19 protein-coding genes are annotated in these 22297 nt (G+C 72.1%); 10 read left to right on the top strand and 9 right to left on the bottom strand.

Going from position 1 to position 22297, the window contains the following annotated elements:
• Positions 1-68: 68 nt before the first annotated feature.
• Positions 69-1052, bottom strand: coding sequence for an aldo/keto reductase (locus ACFWGN_RS05650; protein ID WP_377616051.1), 984 nt, complete (start codon positions 1050-1052; stop codon positions 69-71).
• Between the two features lie 80 nt (positions 1053-1132).
• Here ACFWGN_RS05650 and ACFWGN_RS05645 point away from each other — a divergent pair, with 80 nt between their 5' ends.
• Positions 1133-2677 carry a PLP-dependent aminotransferase family protein gene (locus tag ACFWGN_RS05645; RefSeq protein WP_377616050.1) on the top strand — a complete coding sequence of 515 codons (1545 nt, stop codon included), beginning with the start codon at positions 1133-1135 and terminating at the stop codon, positions 2675-2677.
• A gap of 211 nt (positions 2678-2888) precedes the next feature.
• Positions 2889-3356 carry a GNAT family N-acetyltransferase gene (locus ACFWGN_RS05640; protein WP_377616049.1) on the top strand — a complete coding sequence of 156 codons (468 nt, stop codon included), beginning with the start codon at positions 2889-2891 and terminating at the stop codon, positions 3354-3356.
• Here the strand turns inward: ACFWGN_RS05640 and ACFWGN_RS05635 are convergent.
• Positions 3340-3492: a hypothetical protein gene (locus ACFWGN_RS05635; RefSeq protein WP_377616048.1), complete on the bottom strand. Its 153-nt coding sequence runs from the start codon at positions 3490-3492 to the stop codon at positions 3340-3342. The two genes, ACFWGN_RS05640 and ACFWGN_RS05635, sit on opposite strands and share 17 nt — an antisense overlap.
• A gap of 15 nt (positions 3493-3507) precedes the next feature.
• Positions 3508-4389, bottom strand: coding sequence for a formyltetrahydrofolate deformylase (purU, locus tag ACFWGN_RS05630; RefSeq protein ID WP_377616047.1), 882 nt, complete (start codon positions 4387-4389; stop codon positions 3508-3510).
• 95 nt (positions 4390-4484) lie between these two features.
• Between purU and ACFWGN_RS05625 the strand changes: the two genes are divergently transcribed.
• A complete protein-coding gene (locus ACFWGN_RS05625) occupies positions 4485-5003 on the top strand; it encodes a GNAT family N-acetyltransferase (protein WP_191801251.1) in 519 nt (172 codons plus the stop codon).
• A 141-nt stretch (positions 5004-5144) separates the two neighbouring features.
• On the opposite strand, the gene ACFWGN_RS05620 is transcribed toward ACFWGN_RS05625, so the two are convergent.
• The 6 genes from ACFWGN_RS05620 to ACFWGN_RS05595 all read right to left on the bottom strand — a co-directional run bounded on the left by ACFWGN_RS05620 (position 5145) and on the right by ACFWGN_RS05595 (position 12655).
• A complete protein-coding gene (locus ACFWGN_RS05620) occupies positions 5145-6449 on the bottom strand; it encodes a family 16 glycosylhydrolase (RefSeq protein ID WP_377616046.1) in 1305 nt (434 codons plus the stop codon).
• 2 nt (positions 6450-6451) lie between these two features.
• The gene (locus tag ACFWGN_RS05615) at positions 6452-7672 is read right to left on the bottom strand and encodes a glycoside hydrolase family 26 protein (RefSeq protein ID WP_225219963.1); all 1221 of its coding nucleotides are present in this window, start codon (positions 7670-7672) and stop codon (positions 6452-6454) included.
• Positions 7672-8040, bottom strand: a complete 369-nt coding sequence (locus ACFWGN_RS05610; protein ID WP_191801247.1) for an STAS domain-containing protein — start codon at positions 8038-8040, stop codon at positions 7672-7674. Before ACFWGN_RS05610 ends, ACFWGN_RS05615 begins: the two co-directional genes overlap by 1 nt.
• On the bottom strand, positions 8004-10034 hold the full coding sequence (locus tag ACFWGN_RS05605) for a glycosyltransferase family 2 protein (protein ID WP_377616045.1): 2031 nt from the start codon (positions 10032-10034) through the stop codon (positions 8004-8006). Before ACFWGN_RS05605 ends, ACFWGN_RS05610 begins: the two co-directional genes overlap by 37 nt.
• Positions 10035-10506: 472 nt before the next feature.
• Positions 10507-11277, bottom strand: a complete 771-nt coding sequence (locus ACFWGN_RS05600; RefSeq protein ID WP_191801243.1) for an ATP-binding cassette domain-containing protein — start codon at positions 11275-11277, stop codon at positions 10507-10509.
• Positions 11278-11398: 121 nt separating this feature from the next.
• Complete coding sequence (locus ACFWGN_RS05595) at positions 11399-12655, bottom strand: ROK family transcriptional regulator (RefSeq protein ID WP_191801241.1); 1257 nt, start codon at positions 12653-12655, stop codon at positions 11399-11401.
• 270 nt (positions 12656-12925) lie between these two features.
• Between ACFWGN_RS05595 and chvE the strand changes: the two genes are divergently transcribed.
• The 7 genes from chvE (at position 12926) to ACFWGN_RS05560 (ending at position 22284) form a co-directional block, all read left to right on the top strand.
• Positions 12926-14050, top strand: a complete 1125-nt coding sequence (gene chvE, locus ACFWGN_RS05590; RefSeq protein ID WP_377616084.1) for a multiple monosaccharide ABC transporter substrate-binding protein — start codon at positions 12926-12928, stop codon at positions 14048-14050.
• A 145-nt stretch (positions 14051-14195) separates the two neighbouring features.
• Positions 14196-15746 carry a multiple monosaccharide ABC transporter ATP-binding protein gene (gene mmsA / locus ACFWGN_RS05585; RefSeq protein ID WP_191801237.1) on the top strand — a complete coding sequence of 517 codons (1551 nt, stop codon included), beginning with the start codon at positions 14196-14198 and terminating at the stop codon, positions 15744-15746.
• Positions 15743-16915 (top strand): multiple monosaccharide ABC transporter permease, encoded by a 1173-nt coding sequence (mmsB, locus tag ACFWGN_RS05580; protein ID WP_354511044.1) that lies wholly within the window; start codon positions 15743-15745, stop codon positions 16913-16915. Before mmsA ends, mmsB begins: the two co-directional genes overlap by 4 nt.
• Before the next feature lie 504 nt (positions 16916-17419).
• Entirely contained in the window at positions 17420-18706 is a 1287-nt protein-coding gene (gene glyA, locus ACFWGN_RS05575; protein WP_377616044.1) for a serine hydroxymethyltransferase, read from the top strand.
• A 109-nt stretch (positions 18707-18815) separates the two neighbouring features.
• On the top strand, positions 18816-19706 hold the full coding sequence (locus ACFWGN_RS05570) for a bifunctional methylenetetrahydrofolate dehydrogenase/methenyltetrahydrofolate cyclohydrolase (protein ID WP_191801233.1): 891 nt from the start codon (positions 18816-18818) through the stop codon (positions 19704-19706).
• A gap of 125 nt (positions 19707-19831) precedes the next feature.
• Entirely contained in the window at positions 19832-21307 is a 1476-nt protein-coding gene (locus ACFWGN_RS05565) for an MFS transporter (protein WP_377616043.1), read from the top strand.
• 173 nt (positions 21308-21480) lie between these two features.
• Positions 21481-22284, top strand: coding sequence for an exodeoxyribonuclease III (locus ACFWGN_RS05560; RefSeq protein ID WP_056647669.1), 804 nt, complete (start codon positions 21481-21483; stop codon positions 22282-22284).
• Positions 22285-22297 lie beyond the last annotated feature (13 nt).

Raw genomic sequence — 22297 nt, 5'->3', positions numbered from 1 at the left:
GGTCCGCTGAGTGCGGAGCTCTCGCGAGACTCTCTCGCACGAGCTTCGCACTCGGTGCGTCGCCGGGGTCAGACCGCGTCGAGCCGGTCCCGCACCTCCGGGTCGAGGTCCAGGTCCGCCGCGCCGAGCAGCTCGTCGAGCTGCGCGACGGTGCTGGGCCCGACCACGGGGATCACGGGCACCGGACCGCCGAGCAGCCACGCGAGCGCGACCTGGTTCGGCGTCGCGCCGACCTGGCGTGCCACCTCGTGCAGCACACGCCGACGCTCGAGCGAGGTCGGGTGCCCGTACCCCTCCCACAGCTCCTTGTCGTCGCGCACCATGGCCCCCTGCAGGAGCGGGGAGTAGGCCGTGACCGCGAGCGGCGGGCGCTCGTCGCTCCCGGTCGAGCGTGCGTAGTCGAGCAGCTCGGGCGAGGCCCAGTTGTGCCGGTCGGGGTCGGGAGTCGGGTAGAGGTAGCTGAGCTGCTCCTGGACCACCCCGTAGGGGGCGACGCCCTGTCGCAGCGCCTCCTCACGCGCCTCGACCACGCGCCACAGCGCGACGTTCGAGATGCCCGAGATCCCCACGACCCCCTCGGCCTGGAGCTTGCCGAAGGCTCCGACCGTCTCCGCGAGCGGGGTGTCGAGGTCGTCGACGTGCCCGTAGAGGACGTCGAGCCGGTCGACCCCGAGGTGCCGCAGGCTCTCGTACGCCTCCCACGCGACGGTCTCGGCCGCCAGGCCCTGGAAGTTGGTCGGGGGAGTGTTGGACAACGGCAGGGCGGGGTCCTTCTTGGCCGCGCCGAGCTTGGTCGCGATCCGGACCTGATCGCGCACCCCTCGGCTCACGAGCCAGCGAGCGATCAGGTCCTCGCTGTCGCGCCCGTTCCCTCCTGCCCAGAAGCTGTAGTTGTTGGCCGTGTCGAGGAAGGTCCCTCCGGCCTCGAGGTAGCGGTCGAGGATCGCGAACGAGGTCTCCACGTCCGTCAGGGTGCCCATGTTCATGGTGCCGAGGCAGAGCGTGCTGACGTCGAAGGACGTGCGGCCGTCGCCGAGGGTGCGGTAGCGCATGGTGGTCTCCGGTGAAGGGTGCGGCGGGTTGACGCTCTCCACGCTAGAAGGCGAGCGGCCTGGGTGTACGGTCCATTGGCATGGCATCGGACCAGACCAATTCGCGCCGGCGGTTCGCGGCGGACGTGTCCCGTGCGTCCGGTTCGTCCGGCCCAGGCCCGACGGCGGCGCTCGCCTGGGAGACAGTCCTCGACCTGGGCGAGGGGCCGGCACCGCTCCACGCCCGGCTCGGTGACGCGGTGCGGGCCGCAGTCCTCTCGGGGAGGGTCCCTCCGGGCGCAGCCCTGCCGCCGAGCCGGGTGCTCGCCGAGACGCTCGGTGTCTCGCGCTGGGTCGTGACCGAGGCCTACGGTCAGGTCGTCGCCGAGGGCTTCCTCGAGTCCCGGACCGGCTCGGGGACGAGGGTGCCGCTCGCGGCCGGGACCGCCCCGCCGTCCTCCCGAGCCGCACACGACGACGTCGGGACGCGAGCGACGTCGTCGGGCCGTGCAGGCACGGGGACCCGTGCCCCGCGAGCGCGCTTCGACCTGGGGCCCGGGGTGCCCGACCTGCGGCACGTCCCGCGCGCCGCCTGGGTCCGCGCGCTGCGCGAAGCCCTTGCCGTCGCCCCCGACGCCGACCTCGCCGCGCCGGACCCGACCGGTCACCCCGCGACCCGGGCGGCGCTCGCGACCTACCTCGCGCGCGCCCGGCACGTGCGGGCAGGGGCGGGCGACGTCGTCGTGACCCACGGCGCGGACGACGCGATGCGGCGGATCGCCGCCGCGCTGCACCAGGCCGGGCACCGGGCTCTCCTCGTCGAGGACCCGAGCTGGCCGCGCCTGCGCGAGACGGCCGCGGCCGCAGGGCTCACGCCCGTGCCCGTCCCGGTCGACGAGGACGGGGTCGACGTCGACGCGCTCCTCGCGGCGTCGCGCCGGACCGGGGCGCGGGCCGCGCTCGTGACTCCCGCCCACCAGTTCCCCACGGGTGCTGCCCTGTCGCCGGGGCGCCGTGAGGCCCTCGTGCGCTGGGCGCGGGACGTCGACGGCGTGCTCGTCGAGGACGACTACGACGCCGAGTTCCGCTACGACCGCCGCCCCGTGGCCGCGATGCAGGGCCTCGCGCCCGACCGCGTCATGCTGCTGGGCTCGCTCAGCAAGACGATGTCCCCCGGGTTCGGGCTGGGGTGGGCCGTCCTGCCGCCCGGGTGGCTCGACAGGGTCGTCGACCGGGGTGGTGCCGGACCGTCCACGATCGACCAGCTCGCGCTGACCAGGTTCCTGGTCTCGGGCGCGTACGAGCGGCACCTGCGCGCGTCGCGCGGCCGGTTCCGTCGCCGCCGCGAGGCGCTCGTGGCCGCGCTCGGGGCCGCGCTGCCGGGCGGCGCGAGCGTCACGGGGATCGCCGCGGGCATGCACGCCGTGGTCACGCTCCCGCCCGGCGTCGTGGCCACGGACGTGGTGCGTGAGGCGGTGCTGCGCGAGGTGTCGGTCACGGCGATCGAGCGGTACCGGGCGACGGCCGCCGACGGTAGCGATCGAGAGACGGACCGGCTCGTCGTCGGGTACGGCAACCTCGCGGACGCGCGCGTCGAGGAGGCGGTGGCCCGGCTCGCGGCCGCGGTGCGGGCCGCGAGGCCCTAGGGTGCGTCCCCCGAAAAGACGATGACCTGCTCCATCGCTCGATGTACGTTCATCTCTGAACCCGCCCAAGGCGCGCCTACCCGGTAAGGCGCGTCCTGCCTGCAGCTGGTGAGGGTGGCTGCCCGTTCGAGCCGGGCCGGGTCCGAGAGGGGCCCTCGCGCTGCAGGCGCGATGGGCCCCTCGCCTTCCGGTGCTGGTAGCGTGCCCAGCCGTGACGACCGCGCCCACCCCGAGCCCCGTGACCTTCCGGACCGCCCGCCTCGACGACCTCGCCCGCGTCGTCGAGCTCATCGCCGACGACGCGATCGCCGCCCGGCGCACGGGCGAGCTGGGGGACGAGCACCACGTCGCGTTCGCCGCGATCGACGCGGACCCGAACAACGAGCTCGTGGTCGCGGACGTGGGCGGCGAGGTCGTCGGGGTCATGCAGCTGACGTTCGTCCCGGGCATCTCGCGGCGCGGGGCGACCCGGTTGCTCGTCGAGGCCGTGCGCGTCGACTCGCGGCAGCGCGGACAGGGGATCGGGCGCGCGATGATGGCGTGGGCGCACGAGCGCGGGCGCGAGCGTGGTGCGTCGCTCGCGCAGCTCACGTCGGACAAGGCTCGCGGGGACGCGCACCGGTTCTACCGTTCGCTCGGCTACGCGCAGTCGCACGAGGGGTTCAAGCTGCCGCTCTGACGCCGCCGCGCGAGCGCTTGGTCCACCGGGTCGTGACGACGTGGAGCGTGGCCCGAGGAGTGATCGTCATGTCGCCGAGCGTGCAGTTCGGGTCGTCGATCGAGGCGTGCGACAGCCCGAACTGCACGCTCGGCACATGCGACAGGGTCCGTCAGCGGAAGACGATCGTCCGGTGCCCGTCGAGCAGCACGCGGTGCTCGGCGTGCCAGCGCACGGCCCGTGCGAGCGTGCGGCGCTCGACGTCCTCGCCCAGCGCCACGAGGTCCTCGACGGCGCGCGAGTGGTCGACGCGCTCGACGTCCTGCTCGATGATCGGCCCCTCGTCGAGGTCGCCCGTCACGTAGTGCGACGTGGCGCCGATGAGCTTGACGCCGCGGTCGTGGGCCTGGGCGTAGGGGCGGGCGCCCTTGAAGCTCGGCAGGAACGAGTGGTGGATGTTGATGACCTGGCCCGACAGGTCGCGGCACAGGTCGTCGGACAGGATCTGCATGTACCGCGCGAGGACGACGAGCTCGACGTCGAGCTCGGCCACGAGCTCGCGCAGCCGGTCCTCGGCCCCTGCCTTGGTGTCGCGCGTGACGGGCACGTGGTGGAACGGCTTGCCGTAGAACGCGGCGATGTCCTCGAGGTCGCGGTGGTTGCCCACGACGCCCACGACCTCGATCGGCATGCCCTGCGAGCGCTCGCGGTAGAGCACGTCGACGAGGCAGTGCGCAGCCTTGGACACCATGACGAGCGTGCGCACGCGGCGCCCGACGACGTCCAGGTTCCACGTCATGTCGAACGCCTCGATCACGGGTGCCAGGGCGGCCTCGAGCTCGTCGCGCGAGGCGGTCGACTCGACCTGGACACGCATGAAGAACAGCCCCGACAGCGGGTCGCCGAACTGCTGAGACTCGGTGATGTTGCCACCGTGCTCGGCGAGCGTCCCCGCGACGGCGTGCACGATCCCCGGACCGTCCGGGCAGGACAGCGTGAGGACCCAGTGGGTGGGCGTGGGCGCGGGAGCGTTCGACGAAGGAGTGCTGGACACGGTCCCAGGGTAGCCGCGATCGAGGGGGTGAGACGGTCGGCATTCCACCCGCGGACGCGGACGTCGAGGGTGCCCGGATCTGACACGATGGGACCATGACCGACACGCCGATGACCATGGACCTCGTCACGGACGAGCACGCGGGGGAGCTCCTCACGCTCCGCCGGGCAGCGTTCGTCACCGAGGCGCAGCTCTACGGGGACCCCAACATCCCGCCGCTGACCCAGACGCTCGCGGAGCTCAAGGCGGACCTGGCGACGCCGGGCGTCATCACGCTCGGTGCGTGGCAGGGGCCGCGCCTGGTCGGTTCGGTGCGCGTCGAGATCGAGGGCGGCAAGGCCACGCTGGGCCGGCTCGCTGTCGCCCCGGACCTGCAGGGTCGCGGGATCGGCACGCAGATGCTCTTCGCGGTGCTGCCGCACCTGCCCGAGGAGACCACGGAGATCTGGGTCTTCACGGGCAAGGACTCCAAGCAGAACCTCGAGCTCTACACGCGTCACGGCTACGAGGAGCAGTACGACAAGGCCGCGGGCGACCTCACGTACACGTACCTGCGCCGCATCCTGGGCGAGGCCGAGGCGCGCAACGCGAGCGACGCCGTCGGGCAGGACTGAGCCCTCACGCACCGGCGAGGCGCGTCCCCTGGACGGGGACGCGCCTCGCTGCGTCCTGGGCGGGGACCGCACCGGCCCGACGGCGGGGCGCACGCCGCGCGGGCACGTCCCGAGGCGCGCGGGACGGCTCGGACGACGGCCTCAGGGGGAGCGGACCCACCACTTCTGGTTGGCGGTCCCGGCGCAGCTCCAGAGCTGGACGGGCGATCCGTCGGCCGTGCTGAAGTCCTTGACGTCGACGCACCGGTCGGCCTGCGGGTTGACCAGGTCGTGGCTCGCGGTGAGCACGAACTGCTGGGCAGGATCGCCCGAGCACGGCGCGGTCTGGACCTTCGCGCCGTCCTCGCGGGCGCCCCACGCGACGTCGAGGCAGCGTCCGAGCGTGCGGACCGTGCCGTCGGCCTCGAGCGTCCACTGCTGGTGGGCGGCGTCCGAGCACGTGCGGACCTGGACCGGGACGCCGGGGGCGGTGTCGCCCCAGGGCAGCTCGAGGCACGTCCCGCCGAGCCCCACGAGCTGCCCCGTCGTGGCGACGGGCGACGTGCCCGGCTCGTCGGGTCGGTCCCACGCGTACGCCCGGACGTAGTCGACGACCATCTGCGCGGGCAGCGGGGTGCTCGCGTCGGGTGCTCCCGGCCAGTCCCCACCGACCGCGAGGTTGAGCAGCAGGAAGAACGGGTCGTCGAACACCCAGGGTGCCCCGCCGGTGTCGGCGGCGGTCTTGTGCGAGTATGCGACGCCGTCGACGTACCAGGTGATCGAGTCCGGTGCCCAGTCGACCGTGAAGGTGTGGAAGTCGTCGGCGACGCGTTGCCCCCCGGGGAGCGTGAACGACTCGTGCACCGCGTCCGCCCCCGAGTACCCGGGACCGTGCAGGCTTCCCCACACCGTGCCGGGCTCCTGACCGACGTTCTCCATCACGTCGATCTCGCCGCTCGCGGGCCACGGCTCCGAGGTGAAGATGTTCTGCCCGAGCATCCAGAACGCGGGCCACGTCCCCTGCCCGCCCGGGATCTTGATGCGTGCCTCGAAGCGCCCGTGCTGCTGGGCGAACCGGTCCGCGGTGATGAGCCGTGCCGACGTGTACTCGCAGCGTCCGTAGTGGCACTGATAGCCGGCCGGGTTCTCCTTGCGGGCCGTGACGACGAGGTGACCCGCCCCGTCGGTCGAGGCGTTGCTCGGGCTGTCGGTGTAGTACTGGCGCTCGTTGTTTCCCCACCCGCTGCCTCCCGTCTCGAGGCGCCAGCGTGCAGGGTCGGGCGGGGCGCCGGGGGCGCCGTCGAACTCGTCGGACCAGGTGAGCGGCCCGGGCGGAGCACCCATGGTCGGGGCGGCGCTCGCGGTCCGGGCGACCGGAGGCCCGACGGCGGCGGCCGCGAGCGTCCCGAGCACCGCGACCACGATCACGGCCGAGAGCAGGAGGCTGGGGGACGTGGAGGTGCGCATGATCACTCCTTGCAGGTCGAGACGTCCTCGGCGTAGCGCAGCCACGACGGGAGGTCGGCGACGAACGCGTCACGCACGTCGGGGGCACCCGCCGCACGCCAGTCGACGTCGTCGTCGATCTCGATCTCGTACTTGTCCCACTCGAACCAGTTGACCATCTTGAGCTGCGGGAACCGCTCGTGGGTCTCGGGGGAGAAGACCTGCCGCCACCAGGCGCGCTTGATGTCGAGCTCGGCCGCGCCACCGCGCGAGGGCGTGTAGATCGCGGCGGTCTCGGGGACCGCGACCGGGTGGCCGTGCTCGACTCCGTACACGGTGTAGAAGTCCGGGACGGCGGCGTCGTCCCCGGCCGTGCCGACGTAGGTGCCCGTCAGCATCGCGAGGAACTTGCCGTCCTCGGGGACCTCGTTGTTGCCCCAGGGGCGCTGGTTGCCCCAGTGGTAGAGCGAGACGCCGACCCAGTCGACGGCGTCGTCCCCGGGGAAGTACGGGAGGTAGCTGTCGTCGGACATGGTGACCGTGCCGTCGCCGTCGGTGTCGAGGGCCGCGTAGTCGGCCGACCCGGGGAGCGCCGCGAACTGGCCCCCGGTGAACGGGTACCCGCCCCCGTAGTTGGGCGCCCACATCATGGCCGTGCCGGGCGCCTGGTCGTGGACCGCCGCGGCGACCCGCCGGAACGTCTCGACGTACGCCGTGGGCTGCTGGCCCCACGCGTACCACGAGCCGTTCATCTCGTGCGCGAACCGCAGCACGACCGCGACTCCCTGCTGGTTGACCTCGCGCAGGTCGTGCGCGAGCGTCGCGATCACCTCGTCGCTCATGGCGGCCAGGCCCGCGTGCGGCTCGAGGGTCAGGAGCAGCACCCCGCCGTTGGCCTTCATCTGGGTGACCGCGCTGACCGTGTGCTCCCAGGTCGCCCGGTCGTAGGGGACGTCGGAGAACTGGACCGCGACGGCCGGGGCGTGGCCCAGGTACGTCCGGTGCTCCTCGAGCGTCTCGGACGCCCAGTCGAGGTTGACCCCGAGCAGCGTGCCGTCGTCGGGGACGACCTGCGCGGCGTCGGCCGTGCAGGCCTCGGGGGCAGGCGGCGGCCCGGCCTCGGGCGGACCCGCGACCGCGAACCCGGCGCCGACCGCCCCCACGCCCAGGAACATGATCATGACGGGCGTCACCAGGCCGGGCCGCCGCCGGCGCCCGCTCGTCCCAGGGAGGTAGAACGTCATCAGGAGGCCCGGGTGGCGAGCAGTCCCCGCGCCTCGTCGTGGCCGCCGTAGATGCGGGCCACGGTGTCCAGGCGCAGCGCGGTGAAGGCGTGCCGGACCGCCGCCGAGGCCCCGAAGAACCGCAGGTCGCCGCCGCGCGAGCGGACGACACGCAGCAGGTCCAGCAGCCCGGCGACCCCCGACGGCGAGACGCCGTCGACGCCCGAGACGTCGAGCAGGACGAGCACCGGGCCGTCGGCGACGGCTGCGGCCACGGGGCCGCGCAGGGCCAGGACGGCCGCTGCGTCGAGCCTGCCGCCGGTCGGGAGGTCGATGCTCGTGACGGGGTGGGTCAGGGTGAGGTCGGGTGCGCTGACGATGGTGGCCATGGTGAGCTCCTGGGTGCGTGGCGGACGGTGAGGTCGAGCGGGAGATCCGTCGGGTCGAGGAGGGAGGTGAGCCCAGCGCCGTTGCTGTCGTTGCTGTCGAGCCCGTCGCTCACGGCCTGGGCCGCGAGGAGCGCGGCGGACGGGGGAGTGGGGTCCACGACGGAGTCGCCGGGACCGGTGTACCGCGCTGCACGCAGCGCGGCGGACAGGAGGGCGAGGTCGACCACGACCCACGCCAGAGTGAGGTAGGTCGCCGGGGCCGAGGCCTCGCCCGCGAGCATGCGGGCCACGCCGATCGCCGAGGCCACGAGCAGCACGGCCGTGGCCACGACCTGGGGGAGCACGTGCCGGTAGCCCGTGCCCGTCGCCTGCTTGGTCTTGGAGGTGACCGAGAACGCGATGTGCTTGCCGAGGAACACCGCCGACGCCCCGGAGAGCGTGGCCGCTATCCACGTGGGGAACAGCGCGAACGACATCTGCTGCCCCCGCCACAGCCCACGGCTGCCCCGGCCGGAGAGCTGGAAGAGGAGCTGGCAGGCCACGAAGAACGGGATGAAGTGGAGGAAGAACAACGTGGGGTCGGCGTGCAGCGGGAAGATCCCGACCGTCAGGAAGAGCACCGGTGCGGAGAGGTAGACCAGGGCGGCGAACCCGCTCAGGTAGCTCGTCATGGTGCCCAGGTACATGAGCCGCTGGGCGAGCGTGAGGCCGCGGACCATGAGCGGGTTGTCGCGGAAGAAGACCTGCATCGACCCCGTCGCCCAGCGCAGGCGCTGGGAGAGCGCGGTGCCCACGTCCTCGGGCGCGAGGCCGTGGACGAGCACCTCGTGGTGGTAGACGCTCGTCCAGCCCATCGCGTGCAGGTGCATGGCCGTGGCCATGTCCTCGGTGATGGTCGTCGTGTCGAGGGGGTTGATCGTCAGGGCCTGGTCGGTGCGGGCCACGTCGACCAGCTCCAGGACGCCGTCGAGCTCTTCGAGCAGCTCTCCCGCGACCTCCTCGGGGAGCGGTGCTGCCCCGGGGCGCGGAGCGAGGGCTGCGGCGAACGCCGCTCTCAGCTCGGACGTGATCTCGGTCAGGACGTCGCCCCGACGGAACTGCCCCTCGGCGCGCCGGACCGCGGCGAGCGCCTGCTCGGCCACGGGCATGGCCGTGGGCTCGCGGACCGCGAGCTGGCTCAGCAGGTCCTGCAGGCGCGACCTGCCGGCGCGCAGCGCGGCCCGCATGCTGCCCCGGGCGTCCCGGCTGAACCGGGTGAGCCCGAGCGCCATGAGCGCCTCACGCCGCAGGACCGCGTTCGAGCCGCAGAAGAACGCGGCCCCCCACCCGTCCTTGCCCTGCTGGATGGGTCCGTAGAAGAGCTCGGCCTGGGTGCCCAGGGGGTCGTTCGGGGGGACGTTCCAGAAGTGCTGGGGCGTCTGGACGAACGCGACCTCCTCGTCGTCGAAGTACCCCAGGACCCGGTCGAGGAACCGCGGCTCGGGGACCTGGTCGGCGTCGAGGATCGCGACGAGGTCGCCGCTCGTGCGGAACAGCGCGTTGTTGACGTTGCCCGCCTTGGCGAACCGGGGGCGCCCCTCCCACTCGGGACCGCGGGTGATGTACCCGATCCCCACGCGCGAGGCCGCGACCTCGAGCTCGGCCCGGTTGCCGTCGTCGAGGATCCACGTCGCGTGCGGGTACGTCATGTCGCGTGCGGCGATCGCGGTGCGCAGCACCAGGTCCACGGGCTCGTTGTACGTCGTGACGAACACGTCGACGCTCAGGCCCTCGGGCGCCGGGGGAGCGGGCGCCCGCCGTCTCGCGTTCCACATCGTCAGCGCGTAGAGGACGGTCTCGCCGAGGCTGTACGTCTCGGCCAGGACCAGGGGGACCGCGATCCACCAGGCGTCCCAGGCGACGGTCCCCGTCCAGCGCCAGCCGATGTAGACGAGCCCGAACGCCACCGCGACCACGGCCAGGAGCCGTACCGCCGCGAGCCTGCTGCTTCCCATGCGTACCTCCGCCGGACGACGAGACCAGGTCGGGTCGTCGTGGCGCGCAGGACGCGCACGGCGGCTCGAGAGCGGCGGCGGCGATGACGTCGGGACGGGCAGAGACACCCCTGCGTGCCTGTCACGACGGCGGGCGACCGGGTGTCCCCGGACCTCCTGCGGTGTCGTGCTCCGAACGTAGGGGCAGACGCGGGCAGGACGGAAGCACCGCGCCGTCCGTTTCGCGCGTGATGCGAGGTGTGCGCCCACATCTCCACAGGTCGGCAACCCGGTGGTAACGCCCCGTCACGGTGGCTGACGTCCCGTTCACGGGGACGTCACGTGCGGCGCTCGCGGCCGCGGCACGTTCGTGCGCGTCGGGTGGCCCGACGGCGCCACGCACGGTGCGGGGAGCAGTCCGGCGGGTCCGGGCCTGCGGACGGAGGGCCCTTCGGGACGCTCGGTGGCCCCGGCACCACCCGTCGGCCTGGGCTCAGCCCAGGCGCACGCTGCGTCGCGGCGTCGTCATGGCGCCGGTGATCGCGGCGATGATCTCCTCGTAGCTCGTGCCGGGTCCCGAGAAGCTGCCGTTGTTGCGCCCGTGGCGCAGCACCTCGATCCGGTCCGCGACCGCGCGCACGTCGGTCATGTTGTGGCTGATGAGGATCACGGCGTGGCCCAGGTCGCGCAGGCGCTCGATGTGGGTCAGGACCTCGGCCGTCTGCGAGACGGACAGCGAGGCCGTGGGCTCGTCGAGCACCACGATGCGCGGGTCGCCGAGGAGCGTGCGGGCGATCGCGACGCTCTGGCGCTGCCCGCCCGACAGGTCGGAGACGAGCGTGCGCACCGAGGGGATGCGGGACGTGAGGTCGCGCAGGATGCGCCGCGCGTTCTCCTCCATCGCGGCCTCGTCGAGGCGCGGACCCCGGTGCAGCTCGCGCCCCAGGTAGAGGTTGGAGACCACGTCGAGGTTGTCGCACAGCGCGAGGTCCTGGAAGACGGTCGCGATGCCCAGCGCGTGCGCCGCGGCCGGGGAGGGGATGGTGACCGGGACGCCGTCGGACTCGATGATGCCGGCGTCCGGGGTCAGCACGCCCGCGATGACCTTGGCGAGCGTCGACTTGCCCGCGGCGTTGTCGCCCACGAGCGCGACGACCTCGCCGCGATGGACCTCGAGGTCGATGCCCTCGAGGGCGCGGACCGCGCCGAACGACTTGTCGATGCCGTGCAGCGACAGTGCGGGGAGGGCGGAGGAGCTGCTCACGTCGTGTCACCTGTTCGTGCTCGGGCGCCTGGGGGCGTCGGGGTGCCCACCACGTCGTCGTGGTGCGGCGGTCGTGCGGTGGTCGGGGTCCTGGGTCGGGGCGTCGCCCGGAGGGCCCGGGTCATCCGGGGGCTCCCGACCGGCCCGCGCCACCAGGGTCCTGGGCCGACGCCAGCCCGACCGGGCCGGGCGTGCCGGGGGCGAGGCGGACGTCGCTCGCGACGTCGGTCGACTGGAGCGCGAGCGCGAGCGCACCCATGACCTCGGCCTGGGGTCCGAGCTCGCTCAGCACGACCTCGACGGGCGCGATCGTGTTGGGCACCAGGTGCCGGCGGACCGCGTCGCGCAGGGGGCCAGCGAGGATCTCGCCGGTCTCCGCGAGCTCGCCCCCCACGACGATGACCTGGGGGTTCATGGCGCTCGCGAGCGTGGCGACCGCGATGCCGATGCGATCACCGGCGTCGGCCACCACGCGGCTGCAGCCCGGGTCGCCGGCCAGCGCCCGGGAGATGACGTCGCGCAGCGTGAGGTCGCCGTGGCTCGAGCGCAGGAGGGCGAGGAGCGCGTCGGAACCGACGACCGTCTCGAGGCAACCACGGTTGCCGCAGCGGCAGATGGGTCCTGCGGGGTCGACCTGGACGTGCCCGATCTCCCCGGCCGTGCCCGCGTACCCGCGATGGACGTTCCCGTTGATCACGACGCCGGCCCCGGTCCCGTACGAGACCCGGACGAACACCGAGTCGCGGACGGCGCGGGCCGCACCGAGCTCGGCCTCGGCGAGCGCGGCGAGGTTCGCGTCGTTGTCCACGACCACGGGGCGGGCCAGGCGCTTGGACATGACCTGGCCGACGTGCAGGTCGTCCCAGCCGCGCATGATGCCGCGCACCGAGATCATCCCGGTCGAGATGTCGACCGGGGCGGGCAGGGCCATGCCGACCGTGAGGAGCTCGTCCGTGGACGCGCCCACGCGCTCGAGGAGGTCCATGACGAGGAGCGCTGCGCGGTCCAGGCCCGTGTCGACGCGGTGGTCGACGGGCAGGGGCATCTGCTGCTCGGCCACGATCGTGCGGCCGAAGTCGCCGAGCGCGACCTTGAGGTGGCGGTGGCCGAACTGGATGCCTGCCACGAGACCGAGCTGGCGGGCGAGGGTCACCTTGAGGGCGCGTCGTCCGGAGCGCGAGGTGGGTCGGGTGTCGACGACCCCTGCCTGGGTCAGCTCCTTGACGATGGTCGACACCGTCGCCGTCGAGAGTCCCGTGGCCTCGGCGAGCTCGACCTGGGTGAGTCCGCCGTAGCGCTTCACCGCATCCACGATGCGCGTTCGGTTCGCTTCTCGGAGTGAGGTCTGCGAGCCGGGCGTGGACCGGTCGTTGTTCACAGGAAGGAGCGTACACGCTCCTGGGAGCCGCAGAACGGAGGCAGAACCGGGAATCCGCGAGGTGCTCCGGGTGGTACCGCTCCCACTCTGAGTTCGAGTCTCGAACACAATTAGGTCACGAACTGATTACTGCGCTTGACGCTCGAACTCAAGGGTGGCTAGTTTCACTGCAGTGCCGACCGAGGCCTCGCGGATTCCCTCCGCGGCTCGGAGGCATCCCGGGCCTCACAGCTGAGGCCCGCCCTGGTTCGAAGACGAAAGGGAATGACGATGACGTCTATGCGCAAGGCGGTCGCCGCAGCTGCCGGGATGACGCTGCTGTTCGGTGCTCTCACGGCCTGCAGCTCGGAGCGTTCGGGTGGAGAGTCCGGCGGTGGCGAGACGGGGACCGACACGCCCCTGATCGGCATCGCGATGCCCACCCGCAGCCTCGAGCGCTGGAACAACGACGGTGCCCACCTCGAGGAGCTGCTCGCAGGAGCCGGCTACGAGACCACCCTCCAGTACGCCGACAACAAGGTCGACCAGCAGATCACGCAGCTGCAGAACATGATCAACCAGGGGGCCGACGTCCTCGTCATCGCCTCGATCGACGGCACGGCGCTGGGCCCCGTCCTCGACGCGGCGGCCAAGGAGGAGATCCCGGTCATCGCCTACGACCGACTGATCAACGACTCCGAGCACGTCGACTACTACGCGACGTTCGACAACGAGAAGGTCGGCACGCTCCAGGGCGAGTTCATCGTCGAGCAGCTCGGCCTGGCCGGCGGTGCCGGCCCCTTCAACCTCGAGCCCTTCGCCGGGTCGCCCGACGACAACAACGCCCGCTTCTTCTTCAAGGGAGCCTGGGACGTCCTGAGCCCCTACGTCGAGAAGGGCCAGCTCGTCGTGCCCTCGGGCAAGGCACCCGCCACGGTCGACGACTGGACCACGATCGGCATCCAGGGCTGGGAGTCCGCCAAGGCCCAGTCCGAGATGGAGAACCGGCTCAACTCGTTCTACACCGACAAGAAGGTCGACGTCGTCCTGTCGCCCAACGACTCGCTCGCGCTCGGCATCGAGCAGGCGCTCGAGGGTGGCGGCTACACCCCGGGCGACGCCTGGCCGCTCGTCACGGGTCAGGACGCCGACGAGGCCAACGTCAAGAACATGCTCGCGGGCAAGCAGGCCATGACGGTCTGGAAGGACACCCGCACGCTCGGTGACCAGGTCGCCACGATGGTCCAGCAGATCATCGACGGCGAGGAGGTCGAGGTCAACGACACCACGACCTACGACAACGGCGTGAAGGTCGTGCCGTCCTACCTCCTCGACCCGCAGGTCGTCACGTCGGACACCGTCCAGTCGTCGCTCGTCGACTCCGGCTTCTACACGGCCGACCAGCTCGGCCTCTGACCGGTCGGCGCCGCGCCCGGCCCTGGGGTCGCCCCGGGGCCGGGCGCGGTGAGCACGACAGGAGCATGACGAGCGGCGGGATCGCGCGGTCGGCCGACGGCCGCGCGATCCCGCCGACAGGAACGGACGAGTGAGGAGCTGACCCATGGCCAGCGAGAGCAACATCCTCGAGATGCGGGGGATCACCAAGGAGTTCCCCGGCGTCAAGGCCTTGCAGGACGTCACGCTGGACGTGCGTCGAGGCGAGGTCCACGCGATCTGCGGGGAGAACGGGGCCGGCAAGTCGACCCTGATGAAGGTGCTGTCGGGCGTCTACCCGCACGGCACCTACGAGGGCACGATCGTCATGGACGGCGAGACGTGCGAGTTCCGGACCATCCGGGACAGCGAGGCCCGCGGGATCGTCATCATCCACCAGGAGCTGGCGCTCGTGCCGCACCTGTCGATCGCGGAGAACATCTTCCTCGGCAACGAGAAGGCCTCGGCGGGGATCGTCGACTGGCACCGGACCACGAGCGAGGCCGCCGCGCTGCTCGAGCGCGTGGGGCTCGGCGAGAACCCCGCGACCAAGGCCATGGACATCGGGGTCGGCAAGCAGCAGCTCGTCGAGATCGCCAAGGCGCTGTCCAAGCGCGTGGACCTGCTCATCCTCGACGAGCCCACCGCGGCGCTCAACGACGAGGACAGCGCCCACCTGCTCAAGCTGATCGACGAGTTCCGCAGCCACGGGATCACCTGCATCATCATCTCCCACAAGCTCAACGAGATCGCCGCGATCGCCGACCGCGTGACGATCATCCGCGACGGCGCCACGATCGAGACCCTCGACCTGCACGGCGAAGAGCCCGTGACCGAGGACCGCATCATCCGCGGCATGGTCGGCCGCTCGCTCGACAGCCGCTTCCCGGAGCACGAGCCGACGATCGGCGACGAGGTCCTGCGCATCGAGGACTGGACGGTGCACCACCCGATCGACACCGACCGTGTCGTCGTCGACCACGCGAACCTGCACGTGCGCGCGGGCGAGATCGTCGGCATGGCCGGCCTCATGGGCGCAGGGCGCACCGAGCTCGCGATGAGCGTGTTCGGGCACTCGTACGGCTCCAGGATCTCCGGCAGCGTGTACAAGAACGGGACCCTCATCCGGACGCGCAGCGTCAAGGAGGCCATCGCCCACGGGCTGGCCTACGCGACCGAGGACCGCAAGCGGTACGGGCTCAACCTCATCCAGACCATCCGCGAGAACATCTCGGCCTCGGCGCTGGGCAAGGTCTCACGCTGGGGCGTCGTCGACTCGCAGGCCGAGACCCAGGTCGCCGAGCGCTACCGCACCGACTTCCGGATCAAGGCCCCGACGGTCGAGGCCGTCGTCGGGAAGCTCTCGGGCGGCAACCAGCAGAAGGTCGTCCTGTCGAAGTGGGTCTACTCCGACCCCGACGTCCTCATCCTCGACGAGCCGACGCGCGGCATCGACGTGGGCGCCAAGTACGAGATCTACGCGATCATCAACGCGCTCGCCGACGCCGGCAAGGCCGTCGTCGTCATCTCCTCCGAGCTCCCCGAGCTCATCGGCCTGTGCGACCGTGTCTACGCGATGAGCCAGGGCCGGATCACCGGCGAGGTCGCGCGCGCCGACGCCACCCAAGAAGCACTGATGCACTACATGACCATGGACAAGGGAGTCACCGTCCGATGAACGCCGTCAGGGAATACCTCGGCCGCAACGTCCGCCAGTACGGCATCGTCGCGGCACTGCTCGTGATCGTCCTGCTGTTCCAGGTCCTCACGGACGGACGACTGCTCTACCCGAACAACGTCGCGAGCCTCATCCAGCAGAACGCCTACGTGATGATCCTCGCGATCGGCATGGTCATGGTGATCGTCGCAGGACACATCGACCTGTCGGTCGGCTCGGTCGTCGCGTTCGTCGGCGGCCTGTGCGCCATCATGATGAGCCAGTGGGACCTGCCGTGGCTCCTCGCCGTGGTCCTGTCCCTCGGGGTCGGGGCGCTCGTCGGGATGTGGCAGGGCTTCTGGGTCGCGTACGTGGGGATACCCGCGTTCATCGTGACGCTCGCGGGCATGCTCATCTTCCGTGGCCTGGCGATCGTCCTGGTCGGCACCACGGTCGCCGGCCTGCCGAGCGGGTTCATCGCGATCAGCAACGGCTCGGTGCCCAACTGGTTCGGGTTCGTCGGGAACCTCGACGTCGTGACCCTCGTGATCGGTGCGATCGGGATCGTGGCCTTCGCGATCGCGCAGTGGCGCTCGCGGACCTCGCTGCGTCGCCACGAGCTCGCGGTCGAGCCGTTGCCCGCGTTCGTCGTCAAGATCGTCCTGGCCGCGGTGCTCATCGGTGTCGTGACGTACTGGCTCTCGCTCAGCTCGGGCGGCACGCCGATCGTCCTGCTCATCGTGGGCATCCTCATCATCGCGTACTCGTTCGTGCTCAACCGCAGCGTGTTCGGTCGGCACATCTACGCGATCGGCGGGAACCGGCACGCGGCGGTCCTGTCGGGAGTCAACTCGCGTCGGGTCGACTTCGGCATCTTCGTCAACATGGGTGTCCTGGCCGCGGTCGCGGCCGTCATCACGACGTCACGTGCCGGGGCCGGCGTGGCCGCTGCGGGCATGAACTACGAGCTCGACGCGATCGCCGCGTGCTTCATCGGCGGCACCGCGGTCGCGGGCGGCGTAGGACGCGTGTCCGGGGCCATGATCGGTGCGCTCATCATGGGCGTGCTCAACATGGGTCTGTCGATCATGGCCGTCGACGCCGCCTGGCAGCAGGCGATCAAGGGCCTGGTCCTGCTCCTCGCGGTCGCGTTCGACCTGCTGAGCAAGAGGCGCGCCGCACTCTCCTGATCCGTCGTGAGGAGAGGTGCGGTGGGGGGACGGCAGCACGGGCGCACACCCGTCCTGCCGTGACCGGACCAGCGGGGTGCGTGCGGCGAGAGCCGCGCGCACCCCGCTGTGCTGTGCCGGGCGCCCGACGGCGGAGCGCACCTCGTCCGCCGAGGGCGACGGCCTTCGCGGGAAGGGGCGCCCGACCGCCCGGCGCGTGCTCCGCCGTCGGGCCCGACCCCCGCCCGGCGCGGCCTGGACGTGCCGTGATACGGACCACCTGCCGCGGCCCACCGACGTGGGCTAGGATCGTGCACGTCGCGACTGGCGCACCCGCGCCCCGCACGCCGCCCTCCGGGGAGGCCACGGGACGGACGGGGATGGTGGATCACCACCGGGGAGCGGCATGCTGTGTAGACGACGGGTCGTTCGCCTGGGCCCCGGGTCGCCCCCTGTGGGGACGTGCCCGGATAGAGCACGCCTCCCCACGAGACCGTCATCCGCAGACAGAACCCAAGGAGACGCATGAGCGCCCAGCCGGACAACGTCCTGAACCAGTCCCTGCTCGAGGTCGACCCGGAGATCGCCGCGGTCCTCGACGGGGAGCTCGCCCGCCAGCGAGACACCCTCGAGATGATCGCGTCGGAGAACTTCGTGCCGCGCGCCGTCCTGCAGGCGCAGGGCTCGGTCCTGACGAACAAGTACGCCGAGGGCTACCCGGGCCGCCGCTACTACGGTGGCTGCGAGCAGGTCGACGTCGCGGAGAACCTCGCGATCGCGCGCGCCAAGTCGCTGTTCGGCGCCGAGCACGCCAACGTCCAGCCTCACTCGGGTGCGACCGCCAACGCGGCCGTGCTGCACGCCCTCATCAACAAGGGCGACAAGATCCTCGGCCTCGAGCTGGCGCACGGCGGCCACCTCACGCACGGCATGAAGATCAACTTCTCGGGCAAGCTGTACGACGTGTCCGCGTACGGCGTGGACCCGCAGTCGTACCGCATCGAGATGGACGAGGTCCGCAAGACGGCCCTCGAGACCCGCCCCGACGTGATCATCGCCGGCTGGTCCGCGTACCCGCGCCACATCGACTTCGCGGCGTTCCGCGAGATCGCGGACGAGGTCGGCGCCAAGCTCTGGGTCGACATGGCGCACTTCGCCGGACTGGTCGCCGCGGGCCTGCACCCGTCCCCGGTGCCCTACGCCGACGTCGTGTCCTCGACGGTCCACAAGACCATCGGCGGCCCCCGCTCGGGCTTCATCCTGTCCAGGGAGGAGTTCGCCAAGAAGATCGACTCCGCCGTGTTCCCGGGTCAGCAGGGCGGCCCGCTCATGCACGTCGTCGCGGCCAAGGCCGTGTCGTTCAAGATCGCCGGCTCCGACGCGTTCAAGGACCGTCAGGAGCGCACGCTGCGCGGCGCGAGCATCATCGCGGACCGCCTGGCCCAGCCAGACGTCGCGGAGAAGGGCGTGTCCGTCCTCACGGGCGGCACCGACGTCCACCTGGTGCTCGTGGACCTGCGCCACTCGGAGCTCGACGGCCAGCAGGCCGAGGACCTCCTGCACGCCGTGGGCATCACCGTGAACCGCAACGCCGTGCCGTTCGACCCGCGCCCCCCGCGCGTCACCTCGGGCCTGCGCATCGGCACGCCCGCGCTCGCGACGCGTGGCTTCGGCGACGAGGAGTTCACCGAGGTCGCCGAGATCATCGCGGCCACGCTCAAGGCAGGTGCGGGCGCCGATGTCGAGGGCCTGAGCGCTCGTGTGCAGAAGCTGACGGCCGACTTCCCGCTGTACCCGGGTCTGTCGCAGTAGTCACCCGTGAGCCGCTGAGTGCGGAGCTCTTGTGCGACACGCCCGGCGAGTCGCACAAGAGCTCCGCACTCAGCGGTCTGTTCGTCCCCGCCAGACCCTGAGGAGCCCCATGACCGCGCAGATCCTGGACGGCAAGGCCACGGCCGCCGCCATCAAGTCCGAGCTCAAGACCCGCCTCGTCGGCCTCGCCGAGCGGGGCGTCGTGCCGGGACTCGGCACGCTCCTGGTCGGCGACGACCCCGGTTCGCAGTGGTACGTCGCGGGCAAGCACCGCGACTGCGCCGAGATCGGGCTGTCGTCGATCCGTGAGGACCTGCCCGCCGAGGCCACGCAGGAGGAGATCGAGGCCGCGGTCCGCCGCCTCAACGAGGACCCCGCGTGCACGGGCTACATCGTGCAGCTCCCGCTGCCCAAGGGCATCGACACCAACCGCGTGCTCGAGCTCATCGACCCCGACAAGGACGCCGACGGTCTGCACCCGACCAACCTCGGCCGCCTCGTGCTGCGCGTCAACGAGGAGGTCACGTCGCCGCTGCCGTGCACGCCGCGCGGCATCATCGAGCTCATCGAGCGCCACGGGATCTCGCTCGTGGGCAAGGAGGTCGTGGTCGTGGGCCGCGGCGTGACCGTGGGCCGCTCGATCGGCCTGCTCCTCACGCGCCGCGCGGTCAACGCGACCGTGACGCTCACGCACACGGGCACCCAGGACCTGGCCTCGCTCGTCCGCCGGGCCGACGTCGTCGTGGCCGCGGCAGGCGTCAAGGGCATCATCACGCGCGACATGGTCAAGCCGGGCGCCGTCGTGATCGACGTGGGCGTCTCGCGCGAGGTCGACGAGGAGACCGGCAAGAGCCGTGTCGTCGGGGACGCCGACCCGGCCGTGGCCGAGGTCGCGGGCTGGATCTCCCCGAACCCCGGGGGCGTCGGGCCCATGACGCGCGCGATGCTCCTGGCGAACGTCGTCGACTCGGCCGAGCGCGCCGCGGGGATCACCGCCTGAGGCTGTGGCTCTCCGGACACATCGGGACGGGCGCGGCCTCCGGGGCGCGCCCGTCCTGCTCTCTCCGACGCCTCTTTTCTGACGTACCGTCGTGCCGGACTGCCGAGCAGGACTAGTGTTCCGCCATGACCCCCGCGTCCCGGGCCGGGGGAGACGACGGCATCGCGGCCCTCGTCCCCGCCCCTCTCGTCGTCCCTCACGTCGTGCGCCGCGCGCGCTGGAGCGCCACGGCCGCGTACGCGGCGCAGGGCTTCGGCTTCGCCGTGATGCTGACCAACGTCCCCACGTACGAGCGCTACCTGGGCATCGGCCCCGACGTCATCACGCTCGTGATCCTCGGGGTCTGCGTGTGCGCAGGGACGGGCAGCGCGCTGTCCGGCTGGTTCGCCGCCCGCTTCGGGTCGGCGCGCGTCGTGACCGGTGGGCTCCTGGTGGCCGCCGCCGGGATCCTCGCGGTCGGACTGAGCGCGGGGGCGGGGCTGCTCGCGACGTTCTTCCTCGCGTTCGCGGTGTACGGGTTGGCGCTCGGGTCGGTCGACGCCTCGACGTCGATGCAGGGCATCGACGTGCAGCGCGCGTACGGACGCAGCCTCATCGCGTCGTTCTTCGCGGCCAACGCCGCGGGCGGGGTCGTCGGGTCGCTCGCTGTGTCGGGCGCGGCGGGGCTCGGGATCGCGCTGCCCGTGTCCTTGGCGCTGGTCGCTGCGGCCGTCGCGGTGACGGCGCTCGTGCTGCGGGCCGGGCTGCTCTCGCGGACCGCGGCGGTCGCGGTCGCGGGGGAGGCGGGGGTGCCCGGTCGGGTCGGGGGTGGCACGCGTCAGGTGCCCGACGGCGCCGCTCCCGTCACGGGGACGGGCGGCGGGTCCGGGGCAGGCGGCGAGGGCGAAAGGCATGGCGGTGCGGTGGCTCCCGCCGTGCGGGTTCCTCGTGCCACGACGGGCATGGTCGGGGCGGGGACCGTGATCGTGCTGGGCCTCGCGATGCTGGCGTTCCCCGTCGCGGACTCCGCGGTCTCGAGCTGGGGTGCGACCTTCCTGCAGGACGTGCTCGGGGCGAGCGCCGTCGTCGGGCCGCTGGGGTTCGGCGCTTACCAGGCGACCTTGATCTGCTCGCGCCTCCTGGGGGACCGCGCGGTCGAGCGCTGGGGGCGCGTGCGTGTCGTGGCGCTCGGCGGTGCGGTGGGGGTCGTGGGGCTCGGGCTCGTCGCGGTCTCGCCGGTGTGGCCGCTCGCGGTCCTCGGGTTCGCCGCGACGGGGCTGGGGCTCGGGGTCGTGGCTCCCATGGCGTTCTCGGCCGCGGGAGACCGGGCCGCGGAGTCGGTGGCCGGTGCTGCCGTGGCCCCTGTGGCACCTGCTGCCGGTGGTGGCCCGGCGGCCGGCGTCGGGCCGACCGTCGAGGAGGCGACCGACCGGGCCGTGGCCCGGCTCAACGTCTTCACCTACGTCGGCGCCGTGCTCGGTGGCGCGATGACCGGGGTGTTCGCGACGACCGACACGCTGCGGCTGGGGTTCGGGGTGCTGGCCGTGCTGGCGCTCGCGACGGTCGTGCTCGCGGGGCGCTTCCGTGAGGCCAGGCTCCCCGTCGGCCCGTCGGGAGCGTGAAGGGCGTCGCGCTGGTCCTGAGGGGGCCGCAGGCCGCGGAGGCGACGCACCCGAGGTGGGCGGCCGATTCGCCGGGCGCCTACGACGACCGGCGTCGTGAGGTCGTGACGCCGTGACGAGCGTCTCGCGGCCTCGTTTTCCCCCGTGTGGGTGGCGTGGGGTTTGATGGCCGGGTGCTGACGATCGCTACTGCCAACGTGAACGGGATCCGCGCCGCCTACCGTCGGGGCATGGACGCCTGGGTCGCCTCGCGCACCCCGGACGTCATGCTCCTCCAGGAGGTGCGAGCCCCCGACGAGATCCTGAACGAGCTCCTGGGCGAGGGCTGGCACATCGCCCACCAGGCGTGCGACATCAAGGGCCGGGCAGGGGTCGCGGTCGCGTCGCGCCTGCCTGTGACGGCCGTGCGGATCGGCCTGGGCAAGGGGGAGCCGGAGCCGCCCGTGGACACGGGTCGCTGGGTCGAGGCGGACCTCGAGCTGCCCTCGGGCGAGAAGCTCACGGTCGTCTCGACCTACATCCACTCGGGCACGGCCGGCACGCCCAAGATGGACGAGAAGTACGCCTACCTCGAGAAGGTCACCGAGCGCCTGCGCGAGCTCTCGGCCGCAGGGGGCCTCGTCGTCGTCGCGGGAGACCTGAACATCGCGCACAAGAACGTCGACATCAAGAACTGGAAGGGCAACCAGAAGTCCGCGGGCTTCCTGCCCGAGGAGCGCGCCTACCTCGACACCTGGTTCGACGATCTGGGGTTCGTCGACCTCGGGCGTCGTCACGGCGGAGAGGGCCCCGGCCCGTTCACCTGGTGGTCCTGGCGTGGCCAGGCCTTCGTCAACGACTCGGGCTGGCGCATCGACTACCAGCTCGCGTCCCCGGCCCTGGCCGAGCACGCGGTCAAGGTCGAGGTGGACCGCGCCGACGACTACGAGAGCCGCTGGAGCGACCACGCCGCGCTGGTCGCGACGTACGACCTCTGAGCCCGGGGCTCCC

This window comes from Oerskovia sp. NPDC060338, from assembly GCF_042726295.1.
Lineage (GTDB): Bacteria > Actinomycetota > Actinomycetes > Actinomycetales > Cellulomonadaceae > Oerskovia > Oerskovia merdavium.
This window is presented reverse-complemented; position numbering and strand designations above follow the sequence as displayed.

What these genes read in the sequence shown, in the direction of transcription:
- ACFWGN_RS05625 (WP_191801251.1), top strand. Translation starts at nt 4,485, where the DNA reads ATGACCGACACGCCGATGACCATGGACCTCGTCACGGACGAGCACGCG.
- ACFWGN_RS05565 (WP_377616043.1), top strand. Translation starts at nt 19,832, where the DNA reads ATGACCCCCGCGTCCCGGGCCGGGGGAGACGACGGCATCGCGGCCCTC.
- ACFWGN_RS05570 (WP_191801233.1), top strand. Translation starts at nt 18,816, where the DNA reads ATGACCGCGCAGATCCTGGACGGCAAGGCCACGGCCGCCGCCATCAAG.
- ACFWGN_RS05650 (WP_377616051.1), bottom strand. Translation starts at nt 1,052, where the DNA reads ATGCGCTACCGCACCCTCGGCGACGGCCGCACGTCCTTCGACGTCAGC.
- ACFWGN_RS05620 (WP_377616046.1), bottom strand. Translation starts at nt 6,449, where the DNA reads ATGCGCACCTCCACGTCCCCCAGCCTCCTGCTCTCGGCCGTGATCGTG.
- glyA (WP_377616044.1), top strand. Translation starts at nt 17,420, where the DNA reads ATGAGCGCCCAGCCGGACAACGTCCTGAACCAGTCCCTGCTCGAGGTC.
- mmsB (WP_354511044.1), top strand. Translation starts at nt 15,743, where the DNA reads ATGAACGCCGTCAGGGAATACCTCGGCCGCAACGTCCGCCAGTACGGC.
- ACFWGN_RS05645 (WP_377616050.1), top strand. Translation starts at nt 1,133, where the DNA reads ATGGCATCGGACCAGACCAATTCGCGCCGGCGGTTCGCGGCGGACGTG.
- ACFWGN_RS05605 (WP_377616045.1), bottom strand. Translation starts at nt 10,034, where the DNA reads ATGGGAAGCAGCAGGCTCGCGGCGGTACGGCTCCTGGCCGTGGTCGCG.
- ACFWGN_RS05610 (WP_191801247.1), bottom strand. Translation starts at nt 8,040, where the DNA reads ATGGCCACCATCGTCAGCGCACCCGACCTCACCCTGACCCACCCCGTC.
- ACFWGN_RS05615 (WP_225219963.1), bottom strand. Translation starts at nt 7,672, where the DNA reads ATGACGTTCTACCTCCCTGGGACGAGCGGGCGCCGGCGGCGGCCCGGC.
- chvE (WP_377616084.1), top strand. Translation starts at nt 12,926, where the DNA reads ATGACGTCTATGCGCAAGGCGGTCGCCGCAGCTGCCGGGATGACGCTG.
- mmsA (WP_191801237.1), top strand. Translation starts at nt 14,196, where the DNA reads ATGGCCAGCGAGAGCAACATCCTCGAGATGCGGGGGATCACCAAGGAG.